Origin of the sequence: Carboxylicivirga fragile (assembly GCF_050589805.1) — a bacterium.
GTDB lineage: Bacteria > Bacteroidota > Bacteroidia > Bacteroidales > Marinilabiliaceae > Carboxylicivirga > Carboxylicivirga fragile.
In genome coordinates this window covers 52,906-69,455 of record NZ_JBNGOY010000025.1, presented here as the reverse complement: position 1 = coordinate 69,455, position 16,550 = coordinate 52,906, and the positions used below count along the sequence as shown (strand labels likewise).

Annotated in this window: 14 protein-coding genes; 5 read left to right on the top strand and 9 right to left on the bottom strand. The window is 35.6% G+C overall.

Annotated elements, in window-relative coordinates; genetic code table 11:
* Positions 1 to 80 precede the first annotated feature (80 nt).
* Positions 81 to 1,736, top strand: coding sequence for an ATP-binding protein (locus ACRD7B_RS12565; RefSeq protein WP_430824917.1), 1,656 nt, complete (start codon positions 81 to 83; stop codon positions 1,734 to 1,736).
* Here ACRD7B_RS12565 and ACRD7B_RS12560 read toward each other — a convergent pair.
* The 9 genes from ACRD7B_RS12560 to ACRD7B_RS12520 form a co-directional block, all read right to left on the bottom strand.
* Entirely contained in the window at positions 1,733 to 2,020 is a 288-nt protein-coding gene (locus ACRD7B_RS12560) for a hypothetical protein (protein WP_430824916.1), read from the bottom strand. The genes ACRD7B_RS12565 and ACRD7B_RS12560 overlap by 4 nt on opposite strands.
* 118 nt (positions 2,021 to 2,138) lie before the next feature.
* Positions 2,139 to 3,020: an ATP synthase F1 subunit gamma gene (atpG, locus tag ACRD7B_RS12555; protein ID WP_430824915.1), complete on the bottom strand. Its 882-nt coding sequence runs from the start codon at positions 3,018 to 3,020 to the stop codon at positions 2,139 to 2,141.
* 7 nt (positions 3,021 to 3,027) lie between these two features.
* Positions 3,028 to 4,608, bottom strand: a complete 1,581-nt coding sequence (atpA, locus tag ACRD7B_RS12550) for a F0F1 ATP synthase subunit alpha (RefSeq protein WP_430824914.1) — start codon at positions 4,606 to 4,608, stop codon at positions 3,028 to 3,030.
* A gap of 22 nt (positions 4,609 to 4,630) precedes the next feature.
* Positions 4,631 to 5,167, bottom strand: coding sequence for an ATP synthase F1 subunit delta (gene atpH, locus ACRD7B_RS12545; RefSeq protein ID WP_430824913.1), 537 nt, complete (start codon positions 5,165 to 5,167; stop codon positions 4,631 to 4,633).
* 28 nt (positions 5,168 to 5,195) lie between these two features.
* A complete protein-coding gene (gene atpF / locus ACRD7B_RS12540; protein WP_430824912.1) occupies positions 5,196 to 5,690 on the bottom strand; it encodes a F0F1 ATP synthase subunit B in 495 nt (164 codons plus the stop codon).
* 12 nt (positions 5,691 to 5,702) lie between these two features.
* Positions 5,703 to 5,912 (bottom strand): ATP synthase F0 subunit C, encoded by a 210-nt coding sequence (gene atpE / locus ACRD7B_RS12535; RefSeq protein WP_430824911.1) that lies wholly within the window; start codon positions 5,910 to 5,912, stop codon positions 5,703 to 5,705.
* A 26-nt stretch (positions 5,913 to 5,938) separates the two neighbouring features.
* Positions 5,939 to 7,018, bottom strand: a complete 1,080-nt coding sequence (gene atpB / locus ACRD7B_RS12530) for a F0F1 ATP synthase subunit A (protein ID WP_430824910.1) — start codon at positions 7,016 to 7,018, stop codon at positions 5,939 to 5,941.
* A 400-nt stretch (positions 7,019 to 7,418) separates the two neighbouring features.
* Complete coding sequence (locus ACRD7B_RS12525) at positions 7,419 to 7,802, bottom strand: bactofilin family protein (RefSeq protein ID WP_430824909.1); 384 nt, start codon at positions 7,800 to 7,802, stop codon at positions 7,419 to 7,421.
* A 66-nt stretch (positions 7,803 to 7,868) separates the two neighbouring features.
* Positions 7,869 to 9,695, bottom strand: coding sequence for an adenylate/guanylate cyclase domain-containing protein (locus ACRD7B_RS12520; RefSeq protein ID WP_430824908.1), 1,827 nt, complete (start codon positions 9,693 to 9,695; stop codon positions 7,869 to 7,871).
* 89 nt (positions 9,696 to 9,784) lie between these two features.
* On the opposite strand from ACRD7B_RS12520, the gene ACRD7B_RS12515 reads away from it, so the two are divergent.
* The 4 genes from ACRD7B_RS12515 to ACRD7B_RS12500 all read left to right on the top strand — a co-directional run bounded on the left by ACRD7B_RS12515 (position 9,785) and on the right by ACRD7B_RS12500 (position 16,549).
* Positions 9,785 to 10,618 (top strand): universal stress protein, encoded by an 834-nt coding sequence (locus ACRD7B_RS12515; RefSeq protein WP_430824907.1) that lies wholly within the window; start codon positions 9,785 to 9,787, stop codon positions 10,616 to 10,618.
* Positions 10,619 to 10,745: 127 nt separating this feature from the next.
* Positions 10,746 to 11,330: a non-canonical purine NTP diphosphatase gene (locus tag ACRD7B_RS12510; RefSeq protein ID WP_430824906.1), complete on the top strand. Its 585-nt coding sequence runs from the start codon at positions 10,746 to 10,748 to the stop codon at positions 11,328 to 11,330.
* Entirely contained in the window at positions 11,320 to 13,704 is a 2,385-nt protein-coding gene (gene porZ / locus ACRD7B_RS12505; RefSeq protein WP_430824905.1) for a type IX secretion system anionic LPS delivery protein PorZ, read from the top strand. Before ACRD7B_RS12510 ends, porZ begins: the two co-directional genes overlap by 11 nt.
* Positions 13,705 to 13,801: 97 nt before the next feature.
* Positions 13,802 to 16,549, top strand: a complete 2,748-nt coding sequence (locus ACRD7B_RS12500) for a DUF3352 domain-containing protein (protein WP_430824904.1) — start codon at positions 13,802 to 13,804, stop codon at positions 16,547 to 16,549.
* Position 16,550 lies beyond the last annotated feature (1 nt).

Below are 16,550 nucleotides of genomic sequence, written 5' to 3'. Positions count from 1 at the left end.
ATTGATGGTATTTTGTAACTGTTTTGACGAAGAAGCGTACATCTTAAATAGCTTTCATTAGAGATAGCTGGACGGTAAAGATGAAAATCAAAATAGTATTTATTTTTCTAATATTTATATCATTAGATGCCTTGTCGTATGATAACTTCAAGGTTATGCTTAGTGATAGTTATCCGCCATACAATTTTGTTGACGAAAGAGGAGAGCTGGTAGGACTTAATGTAGATATATTAAAAGCTATTAATAAGTTATACGATGATCAGATTGAAATTGAGTCAGGTGATTGGAGTATGGTGAATCAAGCATTGGAAACAGGTGATGCATGTGCCGTAGCCGGTATTCACTATTTCGATAATATGGACATGGATTATTTCCATACACGCTCGGTAATTAATACTTATCACTGCTTCTTCTACAATAAAAGATATCGTAATAATTTTTCCATTCGAGATATTCGAACGACTCAATCACCGCTAGTAGTTTTATGGGAAAACGATGTGTTAATTCATTACATTTTATCACTTAACCCCAATGCACGTTTTGTTTTTGTTAGGAGTTATGAAGAATTACTAGATGAGCTTGAAAGAGAGGAAGTGGATTGCGCGATCGCTCAAAAAATCATGAGTCTGTATTACGCAAAGAGTCTTGATAAAAATTACATTTTTGCTTCAGATAAAGTATTTCTAGAAAGAAATATGGGCTTTAAAGTTTCAAAAAATTATGGCGAGTTAGCTGAAATTTTGAATAACGGTTTGGAGATAATAATGGCTAATGGTGAATATCAGAAAATCTACGATAAATGGATAACACCTCATTATAGATCCAATAAAGATTGGAACAAATACCTCAAGTATATTATTCTCGGCGGCGGCCTTATTCTATTAGTTTTTGGAGTACTATTAGTGTTTAATCGAATTCTTAAATCACAGGTCAGAAAACAAACTAAGAATCTTCAAAGTCAATTAAAACTGAATTCGAAGATCAGGTATGAATTGGAGGATCAGAAGATAAAAGCTGAGGTAAGTGATCAAATGAAAAGTGCCTTCCTGGCCAATATGAGTCATGAAATACGCACGCCAATGAATGGTATTCTTGGTTTTACTGAACTTCTAAAATCAGATAATTACGACTCAAAAGAGAGGGATTATTTCATTAATTTAATTCAGCAAAGTGGAGATAGAATGTTATCAACCATCAATAACATTATAGATATCTCAAAAATTGAATCAGGAGCTGAAAAAGTCTTAATCAAACCTGTGGATATACGCCGTATTATTAGTGACTTATATGATTTTTTCAAATTTGAAGCTTCTGAGAATAAAATAGATCTGATATTGAAAGAAGAGGACTTTCAATCATCTAAGGTTTTTTATTCTGATGAGTATAAACTTAATTCCATATTTACCAACCTCATTAAAAATGCTATTAAATTTACACCAAGAGGAAGTGTGACTGTTTCATATTCATACAGTAATAATACTGCTAATTTTTGTATTTGCGATACGGGCATTGGCATAAGAGAAGAGAAGCAACAAATCATATTCGATCATTTCGTTCGTGCCGATATATCATACTCAAGCGAATATGAAGGTTCAGGCTTGGGCTTGTCTATTTCCAAGGAGTACGTAAATATGCTCGGCGGCACTATCCGCCTGGAATCAGCCCCTGGAAAGGGAAGCAAATTCTTTATCACATTGCCAAATATAGATGGTAATAAAATGTACTCTGGGAGCTAACTACTTTTCTTTTTCCGAAATAACTGAAGGCTCCCAAAGCCAGCTATTATTGACATGTAAAAACCGAAATCGTACCACCATCCTGTATTAAATGATTCATATATGGTAATTGAGGAGTTGAATATTCCCATTATCAAGGAAAAAGGAGCTATCCATCCATGCCATATTCCAGTAAAAAAACCAGCCGGATTATCTGGCGAACTACTACCACCTCCGGGTAAACAGGAACTTAGGATAAATAATATTAGAACAGAAGTGAGAAGTAAAATTTGATTGCGTTTCATAGGGCTTCATATTAGTCTCCTTTAAATATAGGAAAAAAAGACTAATGATGTATTGAATTAACACAATAGAAATACGAAGTGACAAAGGCTGAAGTATTATTATTTCAGCCTTTGTCATTTATTTTTTAAGAGCTTCAGCTCCTCCCACAATTTCAAGTATCTCAGTTGTAATGGCGCCTTGCCTAGCTTTATTATACGACAATTGAAGATCACTTAGCATTTCGGTGGCGTTATCTGTAGCTTTGTGCATCGATGTCATTCTTGAGCCATGTTCCGAGGCAAGTGATTCAAGTATAACCCTGTAAAACATGGTTTGTAATGCTTCGGGTATTACTTTTTCGATGAACTCTAATTTATTTGGTTCAACGATGTAATCAACAGAGTTGTTGCCAAAATCATCACCTGTAGGTAACTGCATTGGCAAAAACTGATCTGCTCTTAATTCTTGAACAGCAGCGTTTTTAAATTCGTTGTATATCAATATTACCCGATCGTATTTCTCCGACTTATAAGCATCCATTACCTCAGTGGAAATTTCTTTCACTTTTTGGTAACTCATTTCATTATACAACTCATTGAATTCTTTGGAAACAGGATAGCCATGTAAATTAAGGATCTTTTGAGCCTGTTTACCAATCGCCATAATATCGACGTTACCTTGCTTAAATTGGTATTTAAATTTAGTTTTAAGCAAGCGTTCAGCCTCTTTAATAACATTACTATTAAAAGCACCACACAATCCTCGGTTGGATGAAACTACGACCAAAAGAATTTTATTTGGCTCACGTTCCTTTGACCATTCTAATTCAACCTTGTCGTCAAGCGATTGTGTAAGGTCAAATATGATACCTGCCAAGCGCTCCACATAAGGACGAATATGCGAGATATCATCCTGTGCTTTCTTGAACTTGGCAGCCGATACCATTTTCATTGCACTGGTTACCTGCCTTGTTGTCTTAACAGAGTTGATTCGAATTCGTATATCCTTTAAATTCGGCATAGTATGATTATTCCTTTACAAATTGTGTTGCTACATCGGCAGCTAGTTCAGCCAATTTTCCAGTAATTTCGTCGGTATATTTTCCAGTTTCAATTTCAGCACATAAGTCAGGATGACGAACTTCTAACATTTCGATAAATTCCTTTTCCCAAACTTTAACAGATTCGACAGGTACATTTCGTAATAATCCTTGAGTACCGCAATAAATTAGTGCAACCTGGTGACCAACACGTGATGGCTGATATTGCCCTTGTTTAAGTAGCTCTACATTTTTACGTCCCTTATCAAGTACCATGGCTGTGGCAGCATCCAAATCTGATCCAAACTTGGCAAAAGCTTCTAATTCGCGATATTGAGCCTGATCAAGCTTTAATGTTCCAGAAACCTTTTTCATGGGTTTAATCTGGGCACTACCTCCAACACGCGATACCGAAATACCTACGTTTATGGCTGGACGAACACCAGAGTTAAATAAATCACTCTCAAGGAAGATTTGTCCATCCGTAATTGATATTACGTTGGTTGGAATATATGCAGAAACATCACCTGCTTGCGTTTCAATAATTGGTAAAGCCGTTAATGAACCACCACCTTTTACCATCGACTTAAGAGCATCTGGTAAGTCATTCATGTTAGCGGCAATTTCATCCGATTCAATGATTTTTGCAGCACGTTCTAAAAGACGACTGTGTAAATAGAACACATCACCTGGATAGGCCTCTCGTCCTGGTGGACGACGTAGTAATAAACTTACCTCGCGATATGAAACGGCTTGCTTCGATAAATCATCAAAAATGATAAGCGCTGAGCGCCCTGTATCTCTGAAGAACTCACCAATGGCAGTTCCTGAAAATGGTGCGTAGAATTGCATTGCAGAAGGATCAGCTGCGGAAGCTGCCACTACAACGGTGTATTCCATTGCTCCATGTTTTTCAAGGGAGTTCACTATTTGGGCAACTGTACTGCTTTTCTGACCAATGGCAACATATATACAATACACAGGTTCACCAGCATCGTAAAAAGAGCGTTGGTTAATAATGGTATCAATGGCAATGGCTGTTTTACCTGTTTGACGGTCGCCAATGATTAACTCACGTTGACCACGTCCGATCGGAGTCATCGCATCTACAGCACGTATGCCTGTCTGAAGCGGCTGTTGTACTGGTTGACGGTATATAACCTGTGGTGCTTTACGCTCCAATGGCATTTCGTAAGTTTCTCCTTGAATTGGGCCTTTACCGTCAATTGGCTCACCAATGGCGTTAATAACCCTGCCAAGAAGACCTTCACCAGCTTGAATTGAAGCAATTCGCCCTGTTCGTTTAACTAAATCACCTTCTTTTACAGCTTGCGATGAGCCAAATAATACCACTCCCACGTTATCCTGCTCAAGGTTAAGAACTACACCCATACATGAATCTAGTTCAACCAATTCATTTGATTTAACATTGGTTAATCCAAACACACGGGCTATTCCATCACCCACCTGCAAAACAGTTCCAACTTCTTCCAAATCTGTAGCAGTTTGGAATCCCGCAATCTGTTTTTTTAATAAATCCGATACTTCAGCCGGTTTTATCGTATCCATCGAATCTTAATTTAGTTTACGTTTAACTGAGTAATTGCTTCTTCATTTTTTTCAACTTTGAACTAAGACTTGCATCGGCCAATTTACCGTCAATGGTTATTTTGAAACCACCAAGTAGATCGGGGTTGACTTTAAGTGTTAATTCAATTGGGGCATTAAATTGTTGTTTCAAAAAATCATCCAATGCTTGTAGCTGCTCTTTATCCATTTTAATGGCTGTATAAAGCGTAACGTCTTTCACACCTAAATGATTTTTATATAGACTTTCGTAACCCCTGTTGATATCTTCAATCAGGACTTCTCTATTGTTTTGAATCAATAGATCCAAAAAATTCATGGTTGAAACTGAGATTTTTTTATCTAGTACAGAGTGAATTGCATGTTTTTTCTGGCCTGGTTTGATAATGGGGCTCATTAAAAGATCGAGAAAACCATCGGCCTCATTGCAATAACTTTGCAACAATTTCACATCGCTATTGATTTTATCTAAGTTACCTTGTTCTAAGGCAAGCTTAAATAAAGCTTTGGCATATCTATTGGCTATAAGGCTCCTGTTCATACGTTTTACTGTCTCTGTAACTATTGTCCTAGTTAAAGTTTACTTCTTGCAGATACTTATCAATGATAGCTTTCTGCTTATCGGTCGTTTCTAATTCCTGTTCCAATAGCTTGCCTGCTATATCCACAGAAAGTTCCGCAACCTGGCGTTTCATTTCCTGAATGGCTTCGTTCTTTTCACGCTCAATTTGCTGACGAGCAGATTCAATAATCTTATCTGCCTCAGATTGCGCTTTAGACTTAGCTTCATCCACAATATTTTGCTTTAATTCCCGAGCTTCTTTAATCATGTCATCACGATCAGCCTTAGCTTCGTTCATAATCTGCGTCTTCGTCTGATTCAAATCTTCCACCTCTGCTTTTGCTTTTTCGGCTGCGGCCAACGAAAACTCGATGGTTTCTTCGCGAACCTTAAGCGCATGCAAAATAGGTTTCCAAGCATAAATCCTTAAAAGAACAAATACAAGTGTAAAAGCTAATGTCGACCAAAAGACTAACCCGGGATCAACTGATAATAATCCCATATTCTTGTGTTTTTATCCTTTCATAAGGGCAACTACGATAGCAAATAATGCGGCACCTTCAATAAGAGCTGCAGCAATAATCATAGCAGTTTGAATTTTAGAACTAATCTCTGGTTGACGTCCCATTGCTTCCATTGCACTTGATGCGATACGACCAATACCATAAGCGGCTCCAATGATAATTAAGCCTAATCCAATTGTGGTTAATGACAAACCTTCCATTTTATTACTTTTAAAATAATTAACTATTAATGTTCTTCACTATGTACAGCCATACCAATAAATAAGGCTGATAATAAGGTAAATATATAAGCTTGCAATACTGCAACTAATAATTCTAACATAAACATCATCAAAGCCATTAGTATCGAAACAGGCGCAATGGCCAACGATTTCATCACAAAAATGAGTGAGAATAAGCTCAAAATGATAATGTGACCCGCTGTAATGTTAGCCATTAAACGAATCATGAGGGCAAATGGTTTTGTAAACAAACCAATAAACTCAATAACTGATAAAAGCAATCGAATTGGTACCGGCACTCCCGGCATCCAGAAAATATGTCCCCAGTAACTTTTAGTGCCATAAAAGTTGGTAACTAAGAAAGTAATGATCGCAAGGACAAATGTAAAAGAGATATTACCCGTTAAATTACTTCCCCCTGGAAAAATCGGCACCAGTCCTAATAAGTTATTAATCCAGATGAAGAAGAAAAGGGTTAATAAAAATGGCAGGAATTTATCTGCCTTATCTTTTTCTATTTGAGCATAAGCGATGTCGTCTCTTACAAAGAGTATTAACGGTTCAAGTACAGATTGAATTCCTTTAGGTGTAGATGGTTTATCGCCATACTTGCGTGCCATTGCAATGAATAACCAAAGTAATACCAACACACTCAAGAGCATTGAGCTAACGTTACGAGTTATCGAAAAATTGAGGGGCTTCGCATTAGTCACCTCGTGTTCATCGTTGTAGTGAATTGTGCCCTTAGCATCCGTAAGATAAATCTTACCATGGTACATGAAATAATTTAAATCGCCTTTATTAACAACCTTATGCCCATGATCGAAAGCCGATGACATGAAAACGTTTAACTGACCATCGTGAAATAAAATCACCGGAAGGGGCATTGTGATGTGTACTTTTTCACCATCACCATTTGTATATGAAATGATATGCCACTCATGCGAATCAGCTATGTGATGCATAATCATCTCCATAGGATCAAATTCCTCAGTGGCCTCTTCGCCATGCGAATCAGCTGCGCATATGATTTGCGTACTAAATAGTATCGCGATTAGAACTAAAACGTGTTTAAAGTGTCGCATGAAACGGCAAGCAATTTAAAATTATTACTTCATCAATCGTACTTTAATGACGATATCAGTTATTAGTAAAGCAAAATAGTTCATTAAGAACAATAGTACATCTCTTTTGTTTTCTTCAACGGTTGGATTTAGAAAAAGAAAGAGAAATGCAATTGTAAATATAAATTTTAATAGCATTAAAATCAAAAAGATAAAAGCAGATTGATCGTGGTATTTTTTTTGAAGAAAAAGAAATACAAAATAGAAAAGAAGATAGAGTCCTGATATAAAAAGATTAATCAGAACTATCTTCTTTTGTTCACTGTGTATCCAGGTGTTGTTATAAAATAATTCCAATACTAACAACAAACCAGCCACAATAATGTAGCTTGAAGGATACTTTAAATATCTTAAATAAGCGCTACTTTTTTGCATTTGGTGTGGCTGCCGTATTCTGAGCTGTTTGGCCATCCATATTGCACGTGCCAGTAAATTTAGCTCCAGGCTCAATTGATAATTTACCTGTTTTGATATCACCACTTAATTTGCTGGTTGCTTTAAGAGAAAGTAATTCGTTAACCTGAATTTTTCCATCAAAGTTACCGTAGATGTCACAATTAGCACATTTTACATCGCCTTTCACTACGCCATTCTGACCAATTAGTACGCGTCCCTTTGATACAATGTTGCCATCTACAGAACCATCAATTTTGATATCTCCGTTTGTTTCAACATCACCTTTTATCTTTGTTCCAGGACCAATCATGTTTGGTAGCTTATTCTCGGGTTCGAAGTTTTTAGCCATTTTTCTTTCTTCTAAAAATTTAACGTAAAGCAAATATAGATAATTCTTACTTAAAATACTGAATTATCACAAGCTGATCAGTTCTTTGAGTTTTTGTAATTGACGTTCTTTGTTAACTTGCCTTAATTTCCGTGCTGAACTTGTATAGTAGGTATGATCCGAAATGAACTGAAACTGCATTTTATTCCACTCTTCCATTTCAATTGGTCGACTGTGCATGTTCAATTCTTTGAAGAGACTCTCCGATACCGGAATAAAATCAGCACGTCCTAAATAATCTAAGTCCGCATCCTTTAGTATCTTCTCAAGGAAATTACGAGGTTGTTGCCCAACACGAGTAATATCAATCAATTCAACAACTTGCTTGATTTGATAATCAACATAGTTGTATTTTGGTAGAATTTCTTTGGCGAACTTAATGCTGTTGTCTTCATGATTTTCATATTCTAGTATGAAACCAATGTCGTGCAATAAAGCTGCTGTTTTAAGCAGTAATAAATCTTCATCGCCCACCTTCTCGGCACGAGCCAATACTTCAATTTGAGTTAGTACATCAACTGTATGGGCTTTATTATGGTAAGATAATCCTTCCATCAACTCATTATCAAGTTTCGATAGAATGTATTCCTCCAGATCGCCAAAGCGAATGTGTTGTAGTTTGGTGTAAAATTGACGATTCGGTGTAATGCCTTTTTCATCGGCAGATAAGTTTGGCTTGATTCTCTTTACGTAGTACATGTCTGTTTCACCTTTGTACTTAATTGGCATTTTCCCGCGGTACTCACATTCGAAAAACTCTTTGATTAGTTGATACGTAACGCCTGTAATATTAATCATACCAGCAGTTCCCGAGCTCTCCATACGAGATGCTATGTTTACCGTGTCTCCCCAAATATCAAATGATACATTTTTTCGTCCCAATTCTCCCGAAATAACCGGACCAGTATGAATACCTATTCGTAACTCCCAAAAGCCATAATCACCTTTATGCTTAAGTTTACTCATTTCCATGAATCGTTGCATATCGAGGCCTGCCAACACAACCTCAATGGGGTTAGTTCGATTCTTGTTTGGTAAACCACCTGCACACATATAGGCATCACCAATGGTTTTTATTTTTTCGATGTTGTATTTTTCAACAACTTCATCAAAGTAAAAAAAGAAGCGATCCAACTCATCAATTAATAATTCAGGGTTAATATGCTCTACAATTCGAGTAAAACCCTGAATGTCGGCAAATAGTACCGTTACTCTTTGGTACTTACGTGATCGAATGCGGGCTTGTTCTTTCACAGCATTTGCCAAAACACCGCTTTTTTCCGGACCAGCTTTTAATTTGAGTCTGAAATCTTTCTTTAGCCGCAATTCTACCCTTCGCTCAGCCACTTTAATACGTTTTGAAAAATAGATGACCAGAAATAATATGGTAAAGAAAGCAATGGTAAGAACAAGCCATATATAGAATGAAGCCTTTTTCCATATGGGTACATTTATCAAAAGAGTCTTTTCATACTCAATACCATTTGAGGTTTGTATCTCAAGAATGTACTTACCATCCTTTAAATCAAAAAATGTGTGTGAATGCCGTTTGGTCCATTTACTCCACTCGTTATAGTTTGGCAGTAAGCGAAAACGCGTTAATGCCCAGTTTTGATCTGAGTAATCCCAATGTAATGAGAATGTTGAGTTTGTGATGTAGCAAGTGGAATCTTTAGAATTACAAAGTGTTTGTTGTTTTTTATTCTCTTGAATGTCAACTCTTATTTGTGGATATTGATCATTACCTAATAGTGGGAAATTTGAAGCTGAAACCAGAAATAGTATCAGTACAGGAATGATTTGAAAAAAAAAACAACGTTTTATTGCTACTATATTATTGGTTAACATCAACATAAATCACTTTCAATTCTAGCGTTGCTTGTAAATCATTTCAAAAGTACTATATTTATTCCTTTATTGCAGAACATTCAGCAAACGTTTTTATGGAGACATCAAAAAACAAAATTTTAGTTCCTTATGACTTTACTCCGATAGCCGATAATGCTGTAGAGCATGCTATTGTTATGAGTAAGAAGCTTGGAGCTGATATTTATTTATTACACATTGCCAAAAAGGAAGCTCAAATTGCAGAATTAGAGAAGCAACTTTTGGAGCATTCTGAGAAGGTTAATCAGAAACATGGGATAAAACCTAGTTTTAGAGTGCAAGAAGGCACTATCTTCAAGACAATCAATCAGGTTGTTGAAGAGCTTAATTGCATGCTTGTAATAATGGGTACACATGGTATGAAAGGTTTGCAAAAGCTTACCGGAAGTTGGGCGCTCAAGGTTATTGTGGGCTCGCAAGTACCGTATTTAGTTGTTCAGGAGCCACCTGCTGGTGATGAATATTTAAAAATTGTATTTCCCGTTGATTATAAGGCTGAAAACAAGGAAAAGCTTAAGTGGATCGATTTCTTAAATAAATTCTTCAATTCAAAGGTATTTATTTATGCTTCTGCTACTAAGGAAGGAATTATTGACAGCAGAACGAAAGCTAATGTGGTATTTTCCAAGCGGTTTTTGGAGGAAAAAGGAATTGACTATGAGTTAGCATTATCAAGTGGTGATGCCTCTTTCTCACAAGAAACGGTTCAATATTCGGAAGAAATCAAAGCGGATATGGTACTTGTAATGACTACAAGGGATATATCGTTCCACGACTATGTACTTGGTGCTTATGAGCAGTATATAATTGCTAATTCAGCCCAAATACCTGTTTTGGTTATTAATCCACGTACTGATTTAATGAGGTATGGTTATGGCAGTTTCGGATAAAGATTTATTTCAGAAATCTAAATAATATTTTTTACAGGCGACTTCTTAAGTCGCCTGTTTGTTTATATTTTCGTATCGTTTAAAATACTTTTGCTGTTTCATTCGTTTAAGTAAAAAAACAATCTTAATGGATTTAATATTTGCTACTAATAATCAACATAAACTAGAAGAAATTCAACTAGGAGTTGGAGATTTATTCGCATTAAAAAGCTTATCAGATATAAATTGTAATGACGATATACCTGAAACGGGAAGTACGCTAGAAGCAAATGCGCTTCAAAAAGCTCGATATATATACGATAAGTATGGGAAGAATTGTTTTGCCGATGACACTGGGCTAGAAATAGAAGCCTTAAGTGGTGTGCCTGGTGTGTATTCCGCTCGTTATGCAGGGCCAGAGAGAGATGCTGAAGCTAATATGGGAAAGGTACTTGATAAGTTGCGAGATATTAATAACCGTAGTGCTTGTTTCAGAACGGTAGTTGCACTTATTATTGATGGAGAGGAGTGGTTGTTTGAGGGCAAGGTGAAGGGTGTGATTTTAAAGGATAAAAATGGAGAAGAAGGTTTTGGATACGATCCTATTTTTCAGCCAGAAGGGTATGATGTTTCTTTTGCACAGATGCCTTTGAGTGAAAAAAATAAAATTAGCCATAGAGCAAGAGCGGTGGCAAAATTGATAAAGTTTTTAAAGCAGAATTATGGCGTTTAAGCTTCAAATATGTATTGCAGGAATCTTATTTTTAGCATCTTCACTCTTTGCTCAAAGCAATAGTGACTGGGCCGATCATTTTTCCTATCGTAATTGTACTCGAATTGTTGAAACGGAAGATTATATTTTTTGTTCGGCAGAGGTAGGATTATTAATATATGATAAGACATCAGAGGTATTTTCTACAAAAAGTAAGGTTTCCGGTTTAAGCGATATTGATATATCTGCACTTTGTGCATTGCCCAATAATCAAGTTATAGTTGGTTATACTAATGGTAATATTGATATAGTTACACTAGAGCAAGTTATTAATATCCCCGAACTGAAACAGAAACAGATGCAGGGTTCGAAACAAATAAACGATTTCTATTTTAATAATGGACAAGTTTATTGTAGCGTTGAGTTTGGAATTCTGCTTATTGATCTTGACAAATTAGAAATAGCAGACACCTATTATTTAGGTATTAATTCTACCAACCTTCGAATTAACCAAATAGCTATAAGTGGAGATGATATTTATGCCGCCACAGAAAGGGGGGTACTTTTAGCCGACATAGACGATCCACAAATAGCTTACTTTGAATCATGGCAAGAAGTTACTGGGGTTTCCGACGAATATGTTTCTGTAATTGGATTTGCAGATCGCATGGCGGCTGTTAGAAAAACATCAAATAAGCCCTACGAAATATTTATAGGTGCTGAAAATAGTTGGCAGCTCTTTTCTTCAAAATCAAACTATAGAAGTATATACTCAAACAATTCTGAATTGGTAATTAATGAGCTAAGAGCCATTAGTCGATATAATACACAATTAGAAGAAATCGAGAAAATTGAAGATTACCTATTTGAAGAAGAGGTTGTGGAGAGCATAAATGTAAACGATGGCTTATATTCTCAAAAAAATCAGAAGTATTACATTGGTGATAAGCAGCATGGTTTAGTTGTAAAATCAGGGAACACTGATTATTCTTTTGTTCCCAATGGTACGTATTCAAATAATGCGTTTAGAATTTTAGGTACCAGTGATGGGGTTTATGTATCTGCTGGAGGTGTGACAAATGATTTTGATAATTTAAGAAGAAATGTGGAATACTCTTATTTAAATAATAATAGATGGATACATTTCTGGAGTGACAAACAAGACACGGAACAGTATTGGTGGGATACATTTAACTTTTGTAGTAGCTCTATTAACGATCAGCAGATTTATATGTCAAGTTGGGGTAGTGGTTTATTCGAAATTGAAGGAAGTTCAATACTTGAGAATTATAACGAACATAACAGTGCTTTGGAAAATATTTCAGGGTATGCACCAAACTATACAAGAGTGGGAGGGCTTGATTCAGATAGTGATGGAAATATCTGGATGTCAAACAGTTCGGTTTCATCTGGCATTAAAGTTAAAGAAAGTGGTGATTCTAAGAATTGGAAGAGCTTTACTTATGAAACAATGAGCGGGCATCATAGTACTAATCAAATATTAATTACAAAGGATGATTATGTATTTGTAATATTTCCTACCCCGTTTCGAGATCGTCAAGGCTTGTTAGTAATAAATCCAAATGGTACTTTAATCGATGACACGGATGACATCTATAAAGGACCTAAGCACCCAAGCACTGAAACAGACAAAAGAAATGTAGGACAGTTAAGGTTATGGAATGAATCTGCCCAAGAGATTACAAGAAAAATTTATTGCCTCGCTGAAGATAAGAGTGGATACGTTTGGATTGGTACTGATAAAGGAGTATTGGTTTATTATCGACCATGGGCTATTTTTCAAGAAGATTATCCAGTAGCAAGCCGAATTAAGGTGCCTCGTAACGATGGAAGTAACGAGGCTGATTACCTACTGGAAAAAGAGATTATCACATGCATGGCTGTAGATGGAGCAGATCGAAAATGGTTCGGTACCGAAAATAACGGTGTATATCATATTTCAAGTGATGGACTGAAAACATTTCATTCATTTAATGTAGATAATAGCCCATTACCTTCAAACAGAATATTTAGTATTGCGATTGACCCATCTTCGGGAGATGTTTTTATAGGAACAGATAAAGGGTTGGTATCCTTTAAAGGAAAGGCTAGTGAGGGTGCGACAAGTTTTAATAAAATTTATGCCTATCCAAATCCTGTCAGGGAAGATTTTCATGGAGATATAACCATTACTGGTTTGGTTCGAAATAGTAATGTTAAAATCACAACAGTAAGCGGCAAGTTGGTTTATGAAACTATTTCTTTGGGAGGTAAAGCTTATTGGAACGGAACAAATTTTAGCGGAAAGAAAGTCAAGTCAGGAGTATACGTAATTTATGTATCCTCTGAAGATGGTTCGCAAGTTGAGACTACAAAAGTTTTAATTGTTCGCTAACTAAATTCCCTGAAATTTGGTCAACTAACTTATCACTTATAATTTTACCATAGATTAGAAACAGGGCTCTAATAATTATTTACATTTAATTAAGCGCATGAAAAGGAGTTGGACTTTTGTAATTATCCTACTTACAGTTGCAGTACTTGCTAGTATACTATATCAATTAAGTCAACACAAAAGTTATAAACAGCAGGATTGTTTAAGGGCTGTTCCTAGTAATGCAGGAATAATAATAAAAACAAGGAATATTAACTATCTGAAAAGTCGATTAATTGAAAAAGCAGATTTTAAAGAAGATATATTTCAATCAACCATAATTTCTGCGGCACTTCAACCTCTAAAAGATATTGATTCTCTTAATATCATCGGCGAAAGCTCGATAAAAGATTTTACTAAATTACCAATGTGTGCATCGCTTCATACCGTTGGGAAGGAGGATGTAAAGGCTTTTTATATAGTGCAATTTAGCAATAAAAAGGAAGTCATTAAGCTCGAAGAACTCTTAAATAATTTAAATCCTGAATACTATTCCGTTTCGTCTCGCCAATACAACGGAAGTAAAATCTACGAATTAAATAATTCTGTGAGTGGAAATGGTATTTTCTTGTCAATTTATAGTGGGTTTGCCTTGTTGAGTCAATCTGAGTTATTGGTTGAATCGAGTTTAAGACAATTAAAAAGTAAGGAGGATTGGTCAGCTGTATCAGATTTCCAACAGATAAAGAAAACGGCTGGAAAAAGTGCTTCAATTAATGTTTATGTCAACTTTCAAAGGATTTCAGATGTATTGAAACCTACTTTTTTAAAAACGGAGCATAAAAGATTAGCTAAACTTGAAAAGCAATCTAAGTGGGGTGAATTAGATGTAGATATCAGTTCGGATGGAATATTGCTTAATGGTTTTTTATCGGGAGGCGAAGATGGTGTTTACAGTCAAATGCTTAATAATGCTGAACCAATAAAGTCAAATTTAATCGAAGTATTACCTTCCAAAACAAGAGCCTATTTATCGTATAGCTTTAAAGATGGCGAACAAGTTTATGATCGAATAGGTACTTATTACAAAAATTCATCGGAGACGAATGCTAATTATACACAATTACAATCTTTTTTTAAACAGAATGAAATTGATTTTAAAAAGGAATACTTTAGTCAGTTAACCGGTAAATTTGCCTTAGCGTATTCTGATTACGATCATCAAACTATTGCAAATAATGGTTGCTTGATTTTTGAGATTAATAGCCAATCACGAACAAAAGCAGCAATTAATCAGATTTTAGAAAAGATTACTGCAAACGGTCAAAAGGTATATCGAACATATCGACCGGATGGTGAGCTAACGTTTGATATTTATAAAGGTTTTCCTAATGATATTTTAAAAACTCAATTTGATTCCTTCCTTCCTAAAGTTCCTCAAAAATATTATACTTTTTATAAGGATTACATTGTGTTTGCCGATGCCACAAAAACATTAGAACAGTTTGTTTATACTAACATGCTCAAAGAAACATTGGGCAATAGTAATGTTCATCAGGATTATCTTGAGAATTTTTCCATGCGCGACAATGTGTTTTTATATTGCGAAACAGGTCATCTGACCACGTTTTTTGAGAATTCTATGTCGCCATTATTTGCTCAGCTAAAAACGGAGCAAAAGGAAGCCCTGAATAATTTTTATGCAATTGGATGTCAGTTAAGTGGAACTGGATCAATGATGTATTCTACGCTATATTTGCAACATCTGCCAACCAGAGCTTCTGAACCTCGCACCATATGGCAAAGTTTATTAGACTCCACAGCTATACTAAAGCCGGCTTTGGTGAAAAATCATTACAGCAAAGAGCGAGAAGTTATCGTACAAGATGCTTCTAATAACTTGTATTTATTAAGTAATAGCGGACGAGTACTATGGAAGAAGCCATTAAATGAACCTATTCTTGGTGCAATCGAACAAGTTGATTTTTACAAGAACAATAAGTTGCAATATTTATTTAATACCAGGAATAAGCTTTTCCTTTTGGATCGGAATGGAAACCATGTGGCTAATTTTCCTGTCAATTTGCCGTCACCCGCAACCAACCCAGTGGCAGTAGTCGACTACGACAAAAATAAGGATTATCGTTTCTTTATTAGCTGCGAAAATAAAAAGGTCTATCTCTATAATGAAAAAGGCAATATTGTTCCTGGTTGGAAGTTTAAGGGTAGTGAAGGAGTCGTCAATCAGCGTATTCAGCACTTTAGAAGCAACAATAAAGACTATATTGCTTTTTCTGACCATGTCAACAATTATATTCTTGATAGAAGAGGAAATATTCGTGTTCCCGTAAAAACAGCATTTTCGCGAAATAAGAATAGTGTTTTCTTTTTGGAAGGTAAGAATACCAGCAAGGATGCTTTAGTTACATCAAGTAGCAAAGGCGAAATCGTTAAAATACAATTGGCTTCGGGCGATGTCGATATTAATTCAATTGGAGAAATTGACAGTAATCATCGCTTGAACTGTTTCGTGAAGAATGGTAAAATTAATTACCTTTTATCGCAAGAAAAAGAATTGAGATTATATAACAATCAACTAAAGCCAATCTTTAAGAAAGAATTTGAAAATAATATTGATTTAAATGTAGATGTTTATCACTTTTCTGCGAATAATATCAAATTTGGAATTTCTCAACCAGAACATGAGCAAATTCATTTATTAAATTACGATGGTAAATCCTATGTAGGTTTCCCATTACGAGGAAAGTCCAGGTTCAGCATAGGCTTTTTAAAATCATCTTCCAGCAAGTTTAATTTAATAGTGGCGGGAAGTAATAATTACTTGTACAACTATAGAGTGGAGTAAA

Excerpts from the sequence above, each read along its gene's own strand:
- ACRD7B_RS12565 (WP_430824917.1), top strand. The coding sequence starts at position 81 with ATGAAAATCAAAATAGTATTTATTTTTCTAATATTTATATCATTAGAT.
- atpF (WP_430824912.1), bottom strand. The coding sequence starts at position 5,690 with ATGGGATTATTATCAGTTGATCCCGGGTTAGTCTTTTGGTCGACATTA.
- porZ (WP_430824905.1), top strand. The coding sequence starts at position 11,320 with ATGGCGTTTAAGCTTCAAATATGTATTGCAGGAATCTTATTTTTAGCA.
- atpA (WP_430824914.1), bottom strand. The coding sequence starts at position 4,608 with ATGGATACGATAAAACCGGCTGAAGTATCGGATTTATTAAAAAAACAG.
- atpE (WP_430824911.1), bottom strand. The coding sequence starts at position 5,912 with ATGGAAGGTTTGTCATTAACCACAATTGGATTAGGCTTAATTATCATT.
- ACRD7B_RS12500 (WP_430824904.1), top strand. The coding sequence starts at position 13,802 with ATGAAAAGGAGTTGGACTTTTGTAATTATCCTACTTACAGTTGCAGTA.
- ACRD7B_RS12515 (WP_430824907.1), top strand. The coding sequence starts at position 9,785 with ATGGAGACATCAAAAAACAAAATTTTAGTTCCTTATGACTTTACTCCG.
- atpB (WP_430824910.1), bottom strand. The coding sequence starts at position 7,018 with ATGCGACACTTTAAACACGTTTTAGTTCTAATCGCGATACTATTTAGT.
- ACRD7B_RS12520 (WP_430824908.1), bottom strand. The coding sequence starts at position 9,695 with ATGTTGATGTTAACCAATAATATAGTAGCAATAAAACGTTGTTTTTTT.
- atpH (WP_430824913.1), bottom strand. The coding sequence starts at position 5,167 with ATGAACAGGAGCCTTATAGCCAATAGATATGCCAAAGCTTTATTTAAG.
- ACRD7B_RS12510 (WP_430824906.1), top strand. The coding sequence starts at position 10,746 with ATGGATTTAATATTTGCTACTAATAATCAACATAAACTAGAAGAAATT.
- ACRD7B_RS12525 (WP_430824909.1), bottom strand. The coding sequence starts at position 7,802 with ATGGCTAAAAACTTCGAACCCGAGAATAAGCTACCAAACATGATTGGT.
- ACRD7B_RS12560 (WP_430824916.1), bottom strand. The coding sequence starts at position 2,020 with ATGAAACGCAATCAAATTTTACTTCTCACTTCTGTTCTAATATTATTT.
- atpG (WP_430824915.1), bottom strand. The coding sequence starts at position 3,020 with ATGCCGAATTTAAAGGATATACGAATTCGAATCAACTCTGTTAAGACA.